This is a genomic window from Herbiconiux sp. SALV-R1 (genome assembly GCF_013113715.1).
Lineage (GTDB): Bacteria > Actinomycetota > Actinomycetes > Actinomycetales > Microbacteriaceae > Herbiconiux.
Window position 1 is genome coordinate 2,374,295 of the sequence record NZ_CP053344.1, and the last position, 17,400, is coordinate 2,391,694.

Annotated in this window: 15 protein-coding genes; 6 read left to right on the forward strand and 9 right to left on the reverse strand. The window is 72.2% G+C overall.

Annotated features, from left to right (window positions below; translation table 11 throughout):
* Nucleotides 1–2: 2 nt before the first annotated feature.
* Genes HL652_RS11335 through HL652_RS11345 form a run of 3 tightly spaced genes read left to right on the forward strand, consistent with a single transcriptional unit; the run spans nucleotide 3 to nucleotide 3,991 of the window.
* The gene (locus HL652_RS11335; RefSeq protein ID WP_171705415.1) at nucleotides 3–854 is read left to right on the forward strand and encodes an ABC transporter ATP-binding protein; all 852 of its coding nucleotides are present in this window, start codon (nucleotides 3–5) and stop codon (nucleotides 852–854) included.
* A complete protein-coding gene (locus HL652_RS11340) occupies nucleotides 851–1,963 on the forward strand; it encodes a zinc-binding dehydrogenase (RefSeq protein ID WP_171705416.1) in 1,113 nt (370 codons plus the stop codon). Before HL652_RS11335 ends, HL652_RS11340 begins: the two co-directional genes overlap by 4 nt.
* A 54-nt stretch (nucleotides 1,964–2,017) precedes the next feature.
* A complete protein-coding gene (locus HL652_RS11345) occupies nucleotides 2,018–3,991 on the forward strand; it encodes a cell wall-binding repeat-containing protein (RefSeq protein ID WP_171705417.1) in 1,974 nt (657 codons plus the stop codon).
* 104 nt (nucleotides 3,992–4,095) lie between these two features.
* On the opposite strand, the gene HL652_RS11350 is transcribed toward HL652_RS11345, so the two are convergent.
* Nucleotides 4,096–4,554, reverse strand: a complete 459-nt coding sequence (locus HL652_RS11350; RefSeq protein WP_171705418.1) for a MarR family transcriptional regulator — start codon at nucleotides 4,552–4,554, stop codon at nucleotides 4,096–4,098.
* Between the two features lie 133 nt (nucleotides 4,555–4,687).
* Between HL652_RS11350 and HL652_RS11355 the strand changes: the two genes are divergently transcribed.
* Entirely contained in the window at nucleotides 4,688–5,917 is a 1,230-nt protein-coding gene (locus HL652_RS11355) for an acyl-CoA dehydrogenase family protein (RefSeq protein ID WP_171705419.1), read from the forward strand.
* A 78-nt stretch (nucleotides 5,918–5,995) separates the two neighbouring features.
* Here HL652_RS11355 and HL652_RS11360 read toward each other — a convergent pair whose 3' ends face one another.
* From HL652_RS11360 to HL652_RS11370, 3 genes are read right to left on the reverse strand one after another with little or no spacing between them, the layout of a single operon-like run.
* Nucleotides 5,996–7,060 (reverse strand): alpha/beta fold hydrolase, encoded by a 1,065-nt coding sequence (locus tag HL652_RS11360; RefSeq protein ID WP_171705420.1) that lies wholly within the window; start codon nucleotides 7,058–7,060, stop codon nucleotides 5,996–5,998.
* Nucleotides 7,057–8,337, reverse strand: coding sequence for an acyl-CoA dehydrogenase family protein (locus tag HL652_RS11365; RefSeq protein ID WP_171705421.1), 1,281 nt, complete (start codon nucleotides 8,335–8,337; stop codon nucleotides 7,057–7,059). Before HL652_RS11365 ends, HL652_RS11360 begins: the two co-directional genes overlap by 4 nt.
* 49 nt (nucleotides 8,338–8,386) lie before the next feature.
* A complete protein-coding gene (locus HL652_RS11370; RefSeq protein ID WP_171705422.1) occupies nucleotides 8,387–9,094 on the reverse strand; it encodes an SDR family NAD(P)-dependent oxidoreductase in 708 nt (235 codons plus the stop codon).
* A 172-nt stretch (nucleotides 9,095–9,266) separates the two neighbouring features.
* Between HL652_RS11370 and HL652_RS11375 the strand changes: the two genes are divergently transcribed.
* Nucleotides 9,267–10,712 (forward strand): amidohydrolase family protein, encoded by a 1,446-nt coding sequence (locus HL652_RS11375; RefSeq protein ID WP_171705423.1) that lies wholly within the window; start codon nucleotides 9,267–9,269, stop codon nucleotides 10,710–10,712.
* A 102-nt stretch (nucleotides 10,713–10,814) separates the two neighbouring features.
* On the opposite strand, the gene HL652_RS11380 is transcribed toward HL652_RS11375, so the two are convergent.
* The 5 genes from HL652_RS11380 to HL652_RS11400 all read right to left on the reverse strand — a co-directional run bounded on the left by HL652_RS11380 (nucleotide 10,815) and on the right by HL652_RS11400 (nucleotide 14,692).
* Nucleotides 10,815–11,510 (reverse strand): chorismate mutase, encoded by a 696-nt coding sequence (locus tag HL652_RS11380; RefSeq protein WP_171705424.1) that lies wholly within the window; start codon nucleotides 11,508–11,510, stop codon nucleotides 10,815–10,817.
* A gap of 107 nt (nucleotides 11,511–11,617) precedes the next feature.
* Nucleotides 11,618–11,776: a hypothetical protein gene (locus tag HL652_RS11385; protein WP_171705425.1), complete on the reverse strand. Its 159-nt coding sequence runs from the start codon at nucleotides 11,774–11,776 to the stop codon at nucleotides 11,618–11,620.
* A 75-nt stretch (nucleotides 11,777–11,851) separates the two neighbouring features.
* Complete coding sequence (locus HL652_RS11390; protein WP_171705426.1) at nucleotides 11,852–12,337, reverse strand: NUDIX domain-containing protein; 486 nt, start codon at nucleotides 12,335–12,337, stop codon at nucleotides 11,852–11,854.
* A gap of 108 nt (nucleotides 12,338–12,445) precedes the next feature.
* Nucleotides 12,446–13,525, reverse strand: coding sequence for a helix-turn-helix domain-containing protein (locus HL652_RS11395; protein WP_171705427.1), 1,080 nt, complete (start codon nucleotides 13,523–13,525; stop codon nucleotides 12,446–12,448).
* A gap of 138 nt (nucleotides 13,526–13,663) precedes the next feature.
* Complete coding sequence (locus HL652_RS11400) at nucleotides 13,664–14,692, reverse strand: alpha/beta hydrolase (protein WP_171705428.1); 1,029 nt, start codon at nucleotides 14,690–14,692, stop codon at nucleotides 13,664–13,666.
* 251 nt (nucleotides 14,693–14,943) lie between these two features.
* On the opposite strand from HL652_RS11400, the gene HL652_RS11405 reads away from it, so the two are divergent.
* The gene (locus tag HL652_RS11405) at nucleotides 14,944–17,334 is read left to right on the forward strand and encodes a CocE/NonD family hydrolase (RefSeq protein WP_171705429.1); all 2,391 of its coding nucleotides are present in this window, start codon (nucleotides 14,944–14,946) and stop codon (nucleotides 17,332–17,334) included.
* Nucleotides 17,335–17,400: the final 66 nt, after the last annotated feature.

The following is a 17,400-nucleotide window of genomic DNA, read 5'->3' on the forward strand; positions in this document are numbered from 1 at the left end:
TCATGACCGACCAGACGACGACCGATTCCCCCGCCGGCCCGGCCACCGCATCCGCCGCCGCTTCCGCCCCCGGCACGCCGGGCGCAGCCGTGGTGGTCGACCACGTCTCGCACACCTACGGCCGGGGCGAGAGCGCCCACCAGGCCATCCGCGACCTCGCCTTCTCGGTGCAGCCGAAGGAGTTCGTCTCGATCGTCGGCCCCTCGGGCGCCGGCAAGACGACGCTGCTGCGCACCCTCGCCGGGCTGCTGCAGCCGAGCGAGGGCGCGGTGTGGGTGAACGGCGTGAGGAGCACAGGTGTGCCCGACGGCATGGCGATGGTGTTCCAGGACTACAGCCGCTCCCTGCTGCCGTGGCTCTCGGTGGAGCGCAACGTCGCGTTCCCCCTGCAGGGCTCGTCGATCTCGAAGACGGAGCGGCGTTCGCTCGTCGCCGAGTCGCTCGAGGCGGTGGGGCTGCGCGGCTTCGAGAAGCGCTACCCGTGGCAGCTGTCGGGCGGCATGCAGCAGCGCGTGGCGATCGCCCGGGCGCTGGCCTACCGGCCGAAGCTGCTGCTCATGGACGAGCCGTTCGCCTCGGTCGACGCGCAGACCCGGGAGGGGCTCGAAGACCTGGTGCTGCAGATCCGCGACCGGTACCACATGACCATCCTGTTCGTGACCCACGACATCGACGAGAGCGTGTACCTGGCCGACCGCGTGCTCGTGCTGTCGCGACCGCCCGCGACGCTGGTGGAGGACATCAGCATCGAGCTGCCCGAGCCGCGCGACCAGATCACGACGCGCGAGAACCCGGAGTTCATCCAGCTGCGCGGGCACGTGGCGCGTCTCATCCACGGAGGGCCCGCCGCGTGAGCACCCGCGCGGGCCTCACGGCCCGGGCCGCCGTGCTCACGGAGTTCGAGAGCCCGTTCCACGTGGGGCAGATCGAGCTGCGCGAGCCCGCAGCCGGGCAGCTCGTCGTGCGCACCACCGAGGCGCCGTTCTGCTCCACCGACTGGATGGGGTGGCGCGGCATGCGCCGCAAGACCCCGCCCGTCGTGCTCGGGCACACGGCGGTGGGCGTGGTGGAGCACACAGGCCCGGGCGTCGACGACCTCGCGCCGGGCACCCGCGTACTGGTCGCGGGCACCCCGCAGTGCGGTGCCTGCTTCTACTGCGGCATCGGGCGGCCCGACCAGTGCTCGGTGCTGCTCGACGGCAGCGACCCGGTGGTGGCCGACCTGACCGTGCGCGGCGAGACGCACGAGGTTCGGGCGGCCGGCCGTGTGGGGGCGTACGCCGAGCGGATGCTCGTGGAGCGCATCCAGGTCCACCCCCTTCCCGACGACCTGCCCGACTCCCTCGCCTGCCTGCTGGGCTGCGGGGTGTCGACGGCGCTCGGCGCGGTGTTCACGATCGCCGAGGTGCAGCCGGGGCAGTCGGTGGCCGTGCTCGGGCTCGGGCACCTCGGGCTGTGGGCGGTGCAGGGGGCGCGGCTCGCTGGCGCCTCGCGCATCATCGCGATCGACGGGCACCCGTCTCGGCGTTCGATCGCCGCGTCGCTCGGCGCCACCGATCTCATCGACGCGCACCGGGGCGACCCGGTGGCCGCCGTGCAGGCGCTCACCTCGGGGCGGGGTGCCGACGTGGTGATCGAGGCGGCGGGGCCCGCGATCGCCAGCCGGCAGGCCGTGCTCATGGCGCGGCGGGCCGGCACGGTGGTGCTCACCGGGGTGGCGCACTCGGCGACCGAGGTCGAACTGCCGCAGCTGCAGCTCACGGTGCACGGCAAACGCGTGGTCGGCTGCCAGAACGGGCAGATCACGCCCTCCGTCGACCTCCCGCGCTGGATGGCGATGCTCGCCTCGGGCGAGCTCGACGCCACGCCCTTCGTCACGCGCCGGTACGGCCTCGATGAGATCGACACCGTGGTGCGGCGATCGCTCGCGCTCGACGACATCACCGGAGTGCTGGTGCCCTGAGGGCGGTTCGGGGCCACACTTGTCGATGTGGGGTACATCGAGCGAGGGGGCACCATGGGCCGTCGAGGGGTTGCACGAGTCGTGGCGGGAGCCGGGGCATGGATAGTCGCGGGGGCGCTGGCGGTGACGCTGGCCGGGCCGGCGTCCGCAGCCGCGGGGCCCGCGGTGGCGGCGGCGCCGGGTGTCGATCGCATCTCCGGAGACGATCGCTACGCCACCGCTGTCGAGATCTCCCGCGCCGCCTACCCCGAGGGGGCGGAGGTGGCCTACGTCGTCACCGGTGAGTCGGCACCCGACGCGCTCTCGGCCGGCCCGGCGGCGGCAGTCGCTGGAGGGCCGTTGCTGCTCACTCGCTCGGGCTCGCTTCCGGCCGAGGTCGCCGACGAGCTCGATCGTCTCGGCGCGCAGCGCGTCGTCGTCGTGGGTGGCCCCGCATCGGTGTCGGAGCCCGTGCTCGACTCCCTGCGAGAGGTGGCGGACGAGGTCACCCGCATCGACGGCCCCGACCGCTACGCCACCTCCCGCGCGGTCGCGACGTCGCCGGTGTTCGCCGGGGGCTCGCCGACCGCCTACCTCGCCACCGGCCGCGACTTCCCCGACGCCTTGAGCGCGGGTGCGGCGGCGGGGTCGCGCGGGGCTCCCGTCGTGCTGCTCGACGGGCTCGCCTCGACCGTCGACTCGCCGACGCGCGACGTGCTCTCCGGTCTCGGGGCAGAGCGGTTGCTCGTGGCCGGTGGGCCCGCATCCGTCTCCCCCGCCGTCGAAGAGGCTCTGGGCTCCATCGCCCCCGTCACCCGGCTCGGCGGCGCCGACCGTTACGAGGCGTCCGCGGCGATCAACGCCGAGGCGTTCGAGAGCAGCGACCGCGCCTTTGTCGTCACCGGCGCCGGCTACCCGGATGCCCTGGCCGGCTCCGCCTGGGCCGGTCACCTCGCCGCACCCCTGTACGCTGTGCACGGCGACTGCGTCCCGCGCGCGACGCTGACCGCACTCGCAGACCAGGGCGTGACCCGGGTCACGCTGATCGGCGGTGCCTCCACCCTCGACGAGGGCGTCGCGGCGCTCACCCCGTGCGAGCCCGCCCCGCAGACGGCGCCCGTGCGTGTGCCGGCGTCGTGCGACACGGTGCTCGGCCAGGCGACGGCCGAGGGGCTCGTGGGCGGCGCGGTGGAGTCGATCGCCATCGCAGGCCCACCCAACAACCCGCTGCGATTCGCCGACGCCCGCGCCGGGGCCCTGACCTGCCGGTGGGAGAGCGAGGAGAAGCGCACCGACCGCCTCCAGCCGCAAGCGGCCCTCGTCGTCGTCCCCGACGTCTCGAGCGACGACTACGACGCGACCGCGCTCGGCGAGATCTTCGGTGGATACCCGACGGTGCCGGGCTTCAGCGAGCGGTCGAGGGAGAACTGCAAGGTGGGCAACACCGGCTTCCCCCTGTGCAGCATGGTGGAGTTCGTCGACGGGTACGGCGTGAAGCTCGCTGTCATCCCGACCTCGCCCTCGGTCACCGAGGAGACGATGGCAGCGGCACGGGCCACCTTCCGCATCGCCGTGGATGCTGTCGCCGGAGCGGGTGACCCGGGCACCCTGTGGCAGCCGGAAGGCGCGAACCTCGCGGGGGTGACCGAGTGCGACGGACTGATCTCGGCGGCTCGCCTCGGCGAGATCGTCGGCGACTCGTCGATGCGCGAGTTCCGCGCGTACGAGGGCGAGTACGCCCTCGCCTCGTTCCGCAGCAACGCCCAGGTCGGCGGCTTCGGCTGCTCCTGGACGACGGGCACCGACCAGTACTCCGCCACGGTGCTCCCCGGCGGCGCGGACTACTTCCCGCAGTCGACACCCGTCGGCGGCGGCAGCTGGCACCCCGTCTCGGGCTACCCGGGCGAGGCGTACCTCTCCGACTCGGGCGACCAGGTGAGCGTGCTCGTCGACAACGCCTGGTTCTCCGTGCGCACCCCCTCCGGCGACACCGCCTCCCTCCCCGCCTTCACCGCCGAGGTCATCGCCACCGTCCGCGCCGCCGCCTGAACAGCTCCCGAATGGTATGAGAATCAGGCAGTCAAGCCCTGACGGGGCTTCGCGGCGTGATTCTCATACCGTTCGTCACCTCTAGCGTGCGACGCCGCGAGCGGCTACTGCGCGCGCGACTCGGCGGCGAGGGCCTCGGCGATCTCCGAGAGCACGTCGACAGCGATGGCGAGACGCTCGTCGTCGGCGGTCGACAGCGGGGCGAGGTGCTCGGCCCACACGCGGCGGTACCCGGCGAGGTTCTGCACGGCCTCGTCGGTGGGGTGCACCCGCACCTCGCGGCCGTCTCCGGCTGCCGAGGCCTTCTCGGCGAGACCCTTCTCGACCAGGGCGGCGATGCGGGCGCTCGTGTTGCTCTTGTGCTGACCGAAGGCGCGGGCGATCTCGGTCACCGTGATGCCCGGTTCCTCCATGATGATGCGCATGATGTCGGCCTCGGAGCGCGTGATGTGGATGAGCCCCGCGTGCGGCACGGTCACCTCCCGCTGCAGGTAGCGGAACGAGTCGATGACGCGCTGGCCGAGCTCGCCCAAGAGCTCCGAACGGGGCGGTGTGCCGGTCATTTCACGAGCATATCCCCGTGTGTGGGGCCACGGCTTGCAGCCTCGCCGAGCGGTACATATAGTTATAGTTACTATAATTACCGAGTCCGGCGAGCAGCCGGTACCGCAACGACGCGAATCGGAGAAGCCTCGCATGTCACTGCTGCACGACCCCCCGATCACGAAGACCCCCACGGCCGACGAGCTGGTGGAATACGCGCGCAGCCTCCGCCCGCGCCTGCGCGAACTGCAGGCGGAGCACGCGAAGCTCGGCACCTACTCCGAGGAGATCCACCAGGCCTTCATCGCCGGCCGCCTCTACGACATCCTGCGCCCGAAGCGCTTCGGCGGTCTCGAGCTCGGTCTCGAGACCTACTTCAGGGTCGCCATCGAGATCTCGCGCGGCGACCCCGGCGTGGGCTGGTCGTGGGAGCTCGGCTCGAGCCACGCCTACCAGTTCGCCTCGCACTTCCCCGAGCGCGCCCAGGAGGAGGCCTTCGCCGCCGAGCCGTTCATCTCGGCCTCGCGCGCCTTCCCGCAGAAGGCCAGCGTTACCCGGGTCGACGGCGGCTACCGCCTCACCGGCCGCTGGGACTACAACAGCGGATGCACGTTCAGCACCCACTTCATGCCGGTCGCGTTCATCGAACAGCCCGACGGCTCGAAGGTGCCGTACATGTTCATCCTCCCCCGCGAGGACTTCACCATCATCGACGACTGGGGCGAGGGCCGCACCATCGGCCTGCACGCCTCGAGCTCGAACTCGATCGAGATCGACAACGCGTTCGTGGCGTCGTACAACGCCGTGCCGTTCAACTTCAAAGACATCGAGTGGGGCGCCGAGGGCACACCCGGGTACCAGCTGCACGGCAACCCGCTCTACCTCGGCCGCACCTCCTCCATCTTCATCGCGGGCCTCACCCAGACGATGGTCGGCTGCGCGCTGGCCTGCATGGACGAGTACGAGCGCCTCATGGAGCGCGGCTCGAGCTTCCCGCCCCGCGTGCCGCGCAGCCAGTCGCCGGAGTACCAGCTCTGGTACGGCAAGGTCGTGTCGCTCGCCGAAGCATCCGCTGCTCTGCTGCTCGCCGCCGTGCGCGAGTTCGAGGAGCTCAACCAGGCCTGGGTCGACGGCGGCCCCGAGTTCACCACCCGCGAAGACGTGCGCGTGCGCGGCCAGATCGTGCAGGCCGCCCGCCTCGCGCAGGAGGCCATCGACGTCGCGTTCACCACCGCGGGCACGAGCTCGGCAGCCCTCGCCGGCACGCAGATGGGCAAGTACTACCTCGACGCCGCCATGTACCGCACCCACATCGGCGCCCAGCACGACGTGCTGCTCGCCTCCCTCGGCCGCGTGCTCCTCGGCCAGCCCCTCACCATGTAGAAGTCACATCGAGAGAACGCAAAGTGCCCCTTCACCTCGCGGGAAGGGGCACTTTTCGCTCTCTCGGCGCCGACGCAGCTACCGGATGCGCGCGATCCAGTCGAGGATCGGCACGACCGCGGCGTCGGAGTTCTTCTCGAGCATCATGGCGTGGCCGTTGCCGTGCACGCCGGCGTCGCCCAGGTTGAGGAACTCGGCCGAGCCGCCCGCGGCGTTCACGTACTCCACCATGAGCGGCGCCCAGGCGGTGAACGGCGAGGTCTCCCCCACCACCACGACCACGGGCAGCCCCTCGAGGGCGGGCAGCCGGTGCGAACCTGGCGACGCCTCGAGCTCGGCCGGGTCGGTGACCTCGGGCTCGTACCGCAGCGGTGCCGCGGCCAGCCCCCAGTCGAGCCGCGAACCGGGCCCGAACTCGTGGAACGGCGGGCCCATCGGCTCGATCGCCACGTGCGCCTTCACCAGCTCGGGTCGCGCATCCGCCACCAGCCAGCCGGTCGGGCCGCCCGCCGAGTGCGTGACCAGCACGGCGGGGCCGATGCGGTCGAGGAGGCGGCTGATGCGGTCCTGGTCCATGCGGTGCGACTCGGCGAGATCGGCGAGCAGGAACCCCATGCCCGCCGTGAGCTGATCGAGCCCGGGGTCGCCGATGCCGCCGCTCCACAGCGACTGGTCGTGACCCGGGATGTCGGTGTCGAACAGCCCCATCGCCATCTCGTAGCTGAACTGGGCGCCGGGAGCCCCCACCACATCCGGATGCGCCCACGACCGCCCGTGCGCCGGCCGGTCGACGAGGTAGACCAGGTAGCCCGCGTCGACGAACTTGTCGGCCCAGCCGGGCCGGCCGTCGGGGGTGCCGCGCCAGTCGGTGATCTGGCCGCCGCCACCGTGCACGAGCACGAGCGGGTAGGGGCGGGTGATCTCCGCGGGCGCCTCCCACTCCACGAACAGCGGCGCGCGCTGCACCGTGCCGCGCTCGCCGGGCACGCGTTCGCCCGCCACCCAGAAGTGACCGCGACGCGTGGTGCGCAGGGGGTAGTGCTCGAACTCCGTGGGCAGCGCGGCGGGGGTGACGGATGCGCCTGCCGCGGCAGCAGCATCCGTCACCGTGGTCGCCGTGCCGGTCGCCGTCTCGGCGCTCATGCGTCGGCCGCGGCGGCGAGCGTCTGGCGCGCGATCATCTGGAAGGTCGCATCGCGCAGCTGCGGGTTGCGGTGACCCGCGGCCTGCGCCATGTCGCGGAAGATGAGCTCGAAGCGCTCGCCCTTCTTCGACGCGGTGGAGCCGATGGTGCGGTAGAGGTCGCGCTCGACGACCTCCCAGGTCTGGATGATGACCTCGCGCCCGATGGCGCCGAGCAGCGCGTCGGTGCGGTCGCTGAACGGGGCGACACCCGCGACGTTGTCGCGCGCGGCGTCCTGCCACATCTCGAGCGCCTTGTAGGTGGCGGCCTCGGCCGTGGCGAGCTTCGCGATGGCGCCGCCGAAGTAGCGCAGGAAGTCGGGGTCCTGGCTGCGGGAGACGAAGGGCGGGATGGTCGTCTTGCGAGTGGTCATGAGCGACTCGTACTCGTCGAGCGCCGCGTAGGCGCCGCCGAGGGTGAGCACGGCGAGCGCCAGGCCGAACGAGCTCATGTGGCGCGCGGAGTACATCGAGTTGCCGTAGGCGGCCGATCCGGGGCTGTCGCCGTCGAAGCCGTAGTCGATGAGGTTGGCGTCTTCGACCATGAAGCGCTCGGGCAGGAAGGTGCCGTCGAAGCGGATGCTGTTCGACCCCGAGGAATTGAGGCCGATGGTGTTGCCCCAGTCGTCGAGGATCTCGAAGGTCTCCTTCGGCGCGATGTAGAGCCCCACCCGCGGGCCGCCGTTCTCCGCCTTACCCGGCAGCATGCACTGGCCGAGGAAGTAGGTCGACCACGGGATGCCGGAGCAGTAGTTGACGACGCCGTCGAGCCGGTAGCCGCCGTCGACCGGGGTGGCCTTCACGGTCGGCGCGTACATCGACGCGGCGCGGAAGTTGCCGCCGTCGTACACCTCCTCGTGGATCTCGGCCGGGAACCAGTTCGCGAACATGAGGGCGTGGTTCGCCGAGAGGCAGAAGCTCCAGCCGATGCCCATGTCGGCGCGGGCGATCTCCTGCACGACCTTGAAGAACGTCACCGGCGGCACCTCGAGGCCACCGTGGGCACGCGGGATGTAGAGCTTGTAGAAGCCCTCCTCCTCGAACCGGTGGTGCAGCGCCTCGGGGATGTGCGTGATCCGCTGCCCCTCCGCCGAGTGGGAGATGATCTCGTCCCGCATGGAGCGCGCCGCCGAGACGAGCCTCTCTTCGAGAGCGTGGGGATCAAGGGCCAGCAACTCGTCGAGGCTGGGGGCCGCCGCGTGCGCGGGGGCCACGTCGGCCAGCTGGGTCGAGGTCATCGTGCGTTCCTTTCGTCGTTGAAAAGGCACCCGGGGAGGGGGTGTCGGATCAGGTGATCGACCAACCGCGGTCGACGTAGAGGTTCACGGCCGAGACGCCGCGGTTGCGCAGCAGGAACTGCGTCGCGTCGACGACGTCGGCCATGGTGGCGAGCTTGCCGCCGGGGGTGCGGCTCTCGTAGCCGTCGAGCACGCCCTCGGGCTTGTTCGCCCAGAACGGGCTGTCGCCGATGATGCCCGGGTGGAGGGCGTTCACACGGATGGGCGCGATCTCGAGGGCGAGGGTGTTGATGAGGCCCGTCACGCCGCCGTTGATCGACGACACCGTGGTGGAGCCGGGGTACGGGAGGTCTTTGGCGCGGCCGCCGAACAACACGATGCCGGTGTCGACGCTCGGCTCGAGGCGGTCGAGCAGGGCGTGCACGGTCTCGGCGTAGCCGACGAGCTTGAGGGTCACCAGGCGGATGGCCCGCTCGATGTCGTAGTCGCGGATGGTGTTCGCGTCGCGCTCGATGGCGGCGAGCACGAGACCGTGCACCTGGCCGATCGACTCGAGCTGGCCGGCGATGGTGCGCGGCTCCGAGATGTCGAGGGCGACGCCCGTGGCCGCCGGGCCGAGGGAAGCGGCGATCTCCTCGGTGCGCGCCTGGTCGCGGCCCGTGATGACGACGCGGTCGCCACGCTCGATGCTGTCCTTGGCGATCTCCAAGCCGATACCGGAGGTTCCTCCGACGACGACGATGGTCTTTTCGCTCACTGCTTCCCAGCCCTTCTCGGCGCATCCTCACGCCCGGTGGTTTTAGATAGTATAACCATTTCTTGCTCCAACATTGTCCGACAATACAGCCAGTAATACTGGACAATGTGTGAAGCGGCGCTTAATCTGAGCGCACGAGTGAAACGCAAGTCAAGGAGGATGAGCGACCACAATGTCCGACACCCTGAAGCCGCGACCCGGCCAGCCCATCGTGTTCCGCAACGGCATCGTCTTGACGATGGACGACGCGCACACGGTGATCCCGAAGGGCGACGTGCTCGTCGTCGACGGGAAGATCGCCGAGGTGGGCGTCGACCTCAGCGCGCCGGAGGGCGCCTTCGAGATCGACGCGTCCGGGGGCATCCTCATGCCCGGCATGATCGACACGCACCGCCACATGTGGCAGACCGCCATGCGCGGCTACGGTGCCGACTGGACCCTCACCCAGTACTTCGTCTGGTACTACCTCGAGCACGGCATGAAGTTCCGCCCGCAAGACGTGGCGGCCGGCAACCTCATCTCGGCTCTCGACGCCGTGGAGTCGGGCGTCACCACGAGCGTCGACTGGTCGCACGGCCTCCGCACCCCCGAGCACGGTGAGGCCGCCCTCGAGGCCCTCGCCGACTCCCCCGGCCGCTTCGTGCTGGCCTACGGCAACCTCGCCGCCGCGCCCTGGGAGTGGACGCAAGACCCCGAGGTGCGCCGCCTGGTCGAGCGCGCCCGCGACGACTCGCGCCTGTTCGGCGCGCAGCTCGCCTTCGACGTGCCGGCCGCCGAGGAGTCGTTCCCCGAGCGGGCCGCCTTCGAGGCTGCGCGCGAGCTGGGAGTCGGGGTGACCACCCACGCGGGTGTGTGGGGTGCGACCAACGACACGGGCATCCGTCGCATGTACGAGAACAAGGTGATGGACCCGGGCACCGTCTACGTGCACGCCGCCACCCTGAACGACGAGTCGTACCAGATGATCGCGGGCACCGGCGGCACGGTGTCGCTCTCCACCGAGAGCGAGCAGACCTGCGGCCAGGGCTACCCGCCGGCGCACGCACTCCGCCGCTTCGGCATCCAGGGCTCGCTGTCGGTCGACACCAGCGTGTGGTTCAGCGCCGACATGTTCTCGGCGATGCGCACCACCATCGGTGCCGACCGCTCGCTCGAGCACCTGCACGCGCACGAGAAGAACGAGACCATCACCCACGCGATGCTGCGCGTCGAAGACGTCGTCGACTGGGCGACCCGCGGCGGCGCCAAGGCGCTCGGCAAGTTCGACCAGGTCGGAAGCCTCGAGGCGGGCAAGCTCGCCGACATCGTGCTCATCAAGAACGACGACTCCCCCACCATGACGCCGATCGTGAACCCCTACGGTCACGTGGTCTACCAGGCCGGGCGCGGCGACGTGCACACCGTGCTGGTCGGCGGCGAAGCCGTGAAGTTCGACGGCAAGCTCACCGGTGGGCACCTGCCCGAGGTGCGCGCGAAGCTCGAGGACACGGTCTCGTACCTGCAGTCGGAGCTCGGCGACGCCACCTGGAAGGCGGGGATGAACCCCGAGATCCCCGAGGTCGAGATCCTCTCGAACCCCTACCAGTACCTCAAGGAGGAGGCGGGGCACAGCCACTAGGCGCTCTGTCTGATACACCTCAGGAGGGGTGGTGTGCGGTCTCCGCGGAGATCGGACGCCACCCTTTCTGCGCGCGTGGGGCCGGGCGTCAGTCGCCCGGCGTCAGTCGCAGAGGCTCGCGGTGGCGATGGCCAGGGCGCCGCTCGCCGAGGGGGCCAGGCCGGGCGAGGTGGTGGCGACGGAGCTGCCGACGGCGGTGCCGCATCCGTCTGCCGCGCGGTACTGCTCGGCGGCGGCGAGCGCCGGGACGAGCTCGGTGGTGATGCGGTCGAGCACGGGGCGCACCTGCGTGGCGAGGTCGGGCGCCTCGGTGGGCGGGGGCGTCGTGCCCGAGCGCCACTCGGCGAGCAGCGCCTCCTGCACGGCCTTGCTCGCGGCGATCTGGTCGGCGAACACGTCGCGAACGTAGTCGGGGTCGGCGCCCGCCGCCGTCGCCGCGTCGGCAGCCGCCTGCAGCACGGCCTGCTCGCGCGCCTCGTCGGTGACGGGCTGCCCGCTGAAGTACTTCGACGCCGCCACGTCGGGCGCGGCGTTCAGCCGCTCGACGAGGAGCTGCAGCACGGGGTCGAAGGCGGCGGTGGGGACGGCGTCTTCGGTCGGGGTGGGGGTGGGCGTGGGGCTGAGCGTCTGGGTCACGGTGGCGCCAGGCTGCACCGCGGTCTCCCCGGCGGCCCCCGCCCCCGCCCCGTCGCCCGCGGTGCACCCCGCGAGCGCGGCCGCCACGACGAGCACCGCCGCCACCGCGCCACCCCTCACACGACCAACGGATGCGGCAGCAGGCGATGTCGTCTCAGGCACCTCGCCAGACTAGCGGCCCCCTCGTGCCCGCCGCCGCCGCCCGCCGCCGGCCGCCCGGCCGCCCGCCACCCGCTGGCGCTTGGCGCCGCCCGGCGGCCCGCCGGCACTCACTCGTGCTCGGCGACGCGGGCGCCGCCCACCCGCCGGCCGGCGCCCGCTGTCGCCCGCTGGCCCGCCACCCGCTGGCGCCTGGCGCCGCCCGCCTGCCGCCACCCGCCGGTGCCTGACACGGCCCGCCGGCCGCCCGGCGAACCACCAGCGCTCACGTGCGCTCGGCGACGTGGGCGCCCGCCGGCCTGACGCCACCCGCCGGCGCCTGCCGCCGGCTCACGCTCGTGCGTTTACTCGGCGAGGCGGGCGCGGAGCGCGTCGAGCACGGGCAGCTGGCCGGCGACGAGTTTCTCGGCCGCCGCCTCGACGTCGAACCACTCGAGCCGGTCGATCTCGGGGAAGCTCTGCACGCGCCCCGACCGCGGCGGCCACTCCAGCTCGAAGAAGCTGCCGCCGTCGAGCGGCGGCAGCTCGTCGACCTCCGCCACGAACACCGTCACGCGTTTGCCCGATGGCTGCTTGAACTCCCCCAGCAAGTCGAGGGCCCCAGAGCCGCGCGCATCCGCGGGCTCGGGGAAGGGGTGCCCAGTCTCCTCCGCGAACTCGCGGCGGGCGGCCTCGAGCTCCGACTCACCCTCGTCGACGAGTCCCTTCACGATCGACCAGCCCCGCGCATCCTTCTTCGCCCAGTACGGGCCGCCCATGTGCCCGATGAACACCTCGACCTCGTCGCTGCGCCGCCGGTACGGCAGGATTCCCGCGCTCCGCTCCGGCACCTCAGCCCTCCCTGCCGTGCCGCGAGACGGAACGACTTCCCCATTTCGTGCGACCGAGCCGTAGAGAGCCTCGGTGCTCGAAAGTCCTGCACCTTCCACCCGCCACGGTCAGCCCTCCCCGTCGAAACGCGTCGAGGCGAGCCGGTGCAGCAGCAGCGCGACGTCGAGCCGGGTGCGGCCGAGGGGCGTCGCCGGGTCGAAGCCGAGCAGCCCCGGCAGCTCGTGCACCCGCGCTCCCATCGTCGAGTGGTGCACGCCCGCGCGCGCCGCCAGGGCGCGGCGACTCGCGCCGGCGGCGAGGTCGCGCAGCAGCGGCTCGGTCCAGTGGGTGCCGAGCGCGCGGTCGAGCGCGGCGACGTCGGGCGGCGGGGTCGCCCGCTGGTCCTCCGCCTCGGCGAGGCCGAGGAGCGGCCCGAGCGACTCGGCCCAGACCACCGGATGCTCGTCATCGGCAAGCCGCAGAGCCACCAGCGCCGAGCGCCACGACTCCCGCACCTCGTCGGGCGTGTAGGCGGCGATTCCGACGCCCGCGCGCTCGGCGACAGCCGGATGCTCGAGCGTCGTGATGACGGCCCGCACCACCCCGAACCGGCTCGCCACCACGGCCTGCGCGGCGGGCCGGTCGACCCGCATCACCGCCGGCACCGCGACCGCCCGCACTGCGGCGTGCAGCGCCAGGCCGAGCCGGTCGGCGGCCTCCTGTCGCTCGGCCTCGGTCGAGTCGCCGAGCAGCAGCACCTCCACCGCACGACGCGTCGGCGCCGCGGTGTCGAGCCGCTGCGACAGCACCGACAACGAGATGGCGAGCCGCTCGAGGATCATCGCGTCGTTCGCATGCGCCTCCCCCACCCGCTCGAGCCACACCACCTCCCCTTCCCCGAACGTCACCGACGGCCAGCCCGCGAGGCCCCCGCCCCCGCTGGACCCGCTCCCGCCGGAGCCAGCGCCCTTGGAGCCGCCCGCGGGCCCTCCGTCAGGCAGCGCCGCTCCATCCGCGCCGAACCGGCGACCCGTCTCCCGTCCCGCCACGAGTCGCCCGACCGTCGTCCCGCTCAGCACGGCGGCCCCGCGCAGCATGCCCTCGGCGCCCACGCGCCCGTCGACGAGCCGATCGAAGTACGCGATCACCCTGAGGTTCTCACTCGCCGCAGGATCGAGCGCGGCGAGCCTCCCCGCGAGCTCCCTCATCGGCACTCCTTCGTCGTCGCCACCACCCTACGCGCCCACAGCCCCAGCCCTCAGCCCCAGTCCTCAGCCCCCAGCACCCGCGTCAGCCAGCCGTCCCGCACCACCACCCGTCGCGCGAACAGCCTCAGCCCCCACCCCTCACCCCTCCAGCATCCGCGTCAGCCACGCATTCCGCGCCGCGACCATCGCGATCGACAGCTGCGCCTGCGGAGCGAGCCCGTCGAAGCCGTGGAACCCACCCGGCCACACGTGCAGCTCACACACCCCACCGGCCTGCCAGATGCGCGTGGCGTACTCGACGTCTTCGTCACGGAACACCTCGGCACTGCCCACGTCGATGAAGGTGGGCGGCAGCCCCGAGAGATCGGTGGCGCGGGCCGGCGCGGCGTAGATCGACACGGCGTCGGTGTGGCGGCGGTCGCCGAGCAGGGCGTCCCAGCCGGTGTCGTTGCTCGTGCGGTCCCACACACCGATGCCCTGCAGCTGGTGCGAGGAGACGGTCTGGTTGCGGTCGTCGAGCATCGGGTAGATGAGCAGCGACGCGCGCAGCTCGGGCCCGCGACGGTCGCGCGCGAGCAGCGTCACCCCCGCCGAGAGGCCACCCCCGGCACTCGCCCCGCCCACGACGAGACGCGCGAGGTCGATGCCGAGTTCGTCGGCGTGCTCCGCGGTCCAGACGAGACCCGCGTAGCAGTCCTCCACGGGATACGGGTCGGGGAACTCGGGCGCCAGCCGGTACTCGACCGACACGATCACCGCCCCATGACTCGCCACGTACGGCAGGAAGCCCTGCACACCCCCGAAGCGGTCGCCGATGATCATGCCGCCACCGTGGATGTGATAGATCCCCGGCCCCGCCGCCGCGCGCACCGCCGGCCGGAAGATCGACACCACGATCTCCGCCCCCTCGAACCCCGCGATCGTGCGCTCCTCGTGCACCGCCCCCGCCGCCGCGACCTGCTCGTCGAGCGTCGGGTCTGCCATCCCCTGCCGGAACAGCGGAATCTGCTCGGGCAGGATCGTCGGCGGGATCATCTGCCCCACGAACTCCAGCGCCGCAGCCAGTTCGGCGTCGAAAGGCGGGGGCGCCGGGTGGCGCGGGTCGGCGGCGGCACGGGGAGCAGCGGATGCTCCGGATGCGGCGGGCGTGTCGGTCTCGCTGGTCATGTCGAACTCCCTCGGTCGAGCAGGGCCGCGACGCTGCGGCTCCCCTCGATCCTCGCGCTCCACCGCCACCCCGCACCACCGCCGTGTGCGCGTCTTCCCGGGCCACCGCCCCGCCAGCTGGCGCGAGCATCCGGCGGGTCGGTAGAAACTCACGGATGCGCCACCCGCTCGGCCGCCGCACCGCTAGTCTCGGCACGACAGCGGTAGAACGGGGGGCGGGCGAGGGTGCCCGCTGCCGGAACGGGGGAAACATGAAGGCCATCCGACGCGCGACGACACTGGGCGCCGCCCTCGCCCTGACGACGGTGACTCTCACCGCCGCCCCGGCCTTCGCCGACGAGCCCAAGAGCCCGACCGCGCCCCGCGCATCCGACTCCCCCCTCGCCGCAGGCACCACGCACGCCCAGAACCCCTCCGTGCCCGACGGCGCCGCCTGGACGGAGCACTACTTCCCCTCCCCCGTCGCCTCCTCGAACGGCGACCCCGTCACCCTCCACGCCGACGTGCTGCGCCCCGCCGGCCTCTCGCCCGACGCCGAGACCCCGGTCATCATGTCGATCGGCCCGTACTTCTCGCACTCGGGCATGAACGAAGACACCCACCCCGACCACACCGGCCCCTCCGCCCGCTTCACCGACCTCATCACCGGCGCCGGCCTGATGGAGAAGGGCTACACCTTCGTCTACGTCGACCTGCGCGGCTTCGGCGGCAGCACCGGATGCATCGACTGGCAGGGCCCCGGCGAGCAGGCCGACGTGGTGGCCGCCGTCGAGTGGGCGGCGAGCCAGCCCTGGTCGACGGGCGCCGTCGGCCTCTACGGCAAGTCGTACGACGCCTCGACCGGACTCGTCGGCATCAACCGGCAGCCCGAGGGCCTCAAGGCGGTCGTCGCCCAGGAACCCTCCTGGAGCGCCTACGACTACCTCGTCACGAACGACGTGCCGCGTCCGCAGCAGACCATCAGCCCGCTCTCCTACCTCGGCATCGCGAACCTCCCCGGCGTCGACCGCGCCTACCAGCACGACGGCTACGACATCGCCCCCGACACCGACACCTACCTCGAAGCTGCCGCCTACGAGAAGTCGCATCCCGAGTGCGCCGAGACCCTTCTCGCGGGCACCAAGGAGACCGACCGGTCGAGCGCGTTCTGGAGCATCCGTGACTTCCCGGCGAACGTGGGCGGCTCCTCCGTCCCGCTCCTGTTCACGCAGGGCCTCACCGAGCAGAACACCAAGCCCGAGGGCATGCAGAAGTACCTCACGAACCACACCGGAGAGCAGCGCGGCTGGCTCGGCCCGTGGGACCACGTGCGCGGCAACGAGAAAGACGCCGAGGGCCGCCTGCAGATGGGCCGCGCCGGCTGGTTCGACGAGGTGACCGCGTTCTACGACGCCCACCTGAAGGAGCAGACCGACACCGTCGACTCGCGCTTCTTCGTGCAGGACAACTTCGGCCACTGGAGAACGACGGATGCGTGGGGCACCACCTCGAAGCCGGTCACGATCGCGCTGCGTCCGGGCTCCTACCTCGACACCGGGCGCGGCACGGTGATCGACGACAACCCGAACCCCACCAACCCGAACCCGCTCGTGCAGTCGGCGGCGCTGGCGGCGGGCGACACCGCGCCCGGCGCCGACGCCGCGCCCGGAACCGGCCCGGGCACCGGGATCGACGGGGCCCCTGAGTCGAACGACCAGAAGCTCGGCGTCGTCACCGAGTCGCAGCCGCTGCGCACCGACGTGCGCCTCACCGGCACGCCCTCGATCGAGCTGCACACCGAGGGTGCCGGCAACGTCGCGGTGCAGCTGTGGGACATCGCCCCCGACCGCACCGGCGTCACCATCAACACCAACGTCGCGAAGCTCTCCGCCGACGGCGCCACCCGCTTCTCGCTGCTCGGCATGGACTGGACCCTCCTCGCCGGCCACACCCTCGCCGTCACCTACGACACCATCGACTGGGGCATCTGGACGCCGACGCCCAGCAACACCGAGGTCGTCGTCACCTCGGCGACGCTCGCCGTCGACGTCGAGCCCACCACGGGCGACGTGCCCACGCAGGGCGACCGCGCCCCGTTCCTCGACCACTACATCGACCGCTACACCTGGGACGACCCGATGCCCGTCACCGCAGCGTCCTTCGTTCTCTCGGCGTCGACCGGTGCGATCAGCGGCACCACCGCATCCGTCGTCGCCGGCAGCGCGGTCGAGGTCACCGGTGCCGGGTACGACCCGGAGGCGCCGGTCGCGCTCTCCTGGGCCGCCGGCGCTCTCGACGGGGTGGTGACGGATGCGCAGGGCGCGTTCCGCGGATCCGTCACCGTTCCCGCCGAGACGGAGCCGGGCATCCTCACACTCTCCGCCACGGCGGAGGACGGGGGCGTCTCGGCGCTCGACGTCGAGGTGGCGGCTGCGGTGGTGCCGACGCCCACGCCGACGCCCTCGGTTCCGCCGGGGCCGGGGCCGGCTCCCTCGCCTGCTCCTGCTCCGCTTCCCGGCGGCTCGGGGTCGGGGTCAGGCGGGTCGCTCGCGGCGACGGGCGCTCCGCTCGACGCGCTCGGTGCGGCGGCGTCGACCGCGGTGCTCGCCGCCCTGCTCGGCGCGGGTCTGGTGCTGCTGCGGAGGCGCGCGCAGCGCGGCTGAGGCGCCACCTCCCCCGCACGGGGTGGCGCGGGGCGGCCCCCGGGTCGATGATGGGGTGATGCCGTC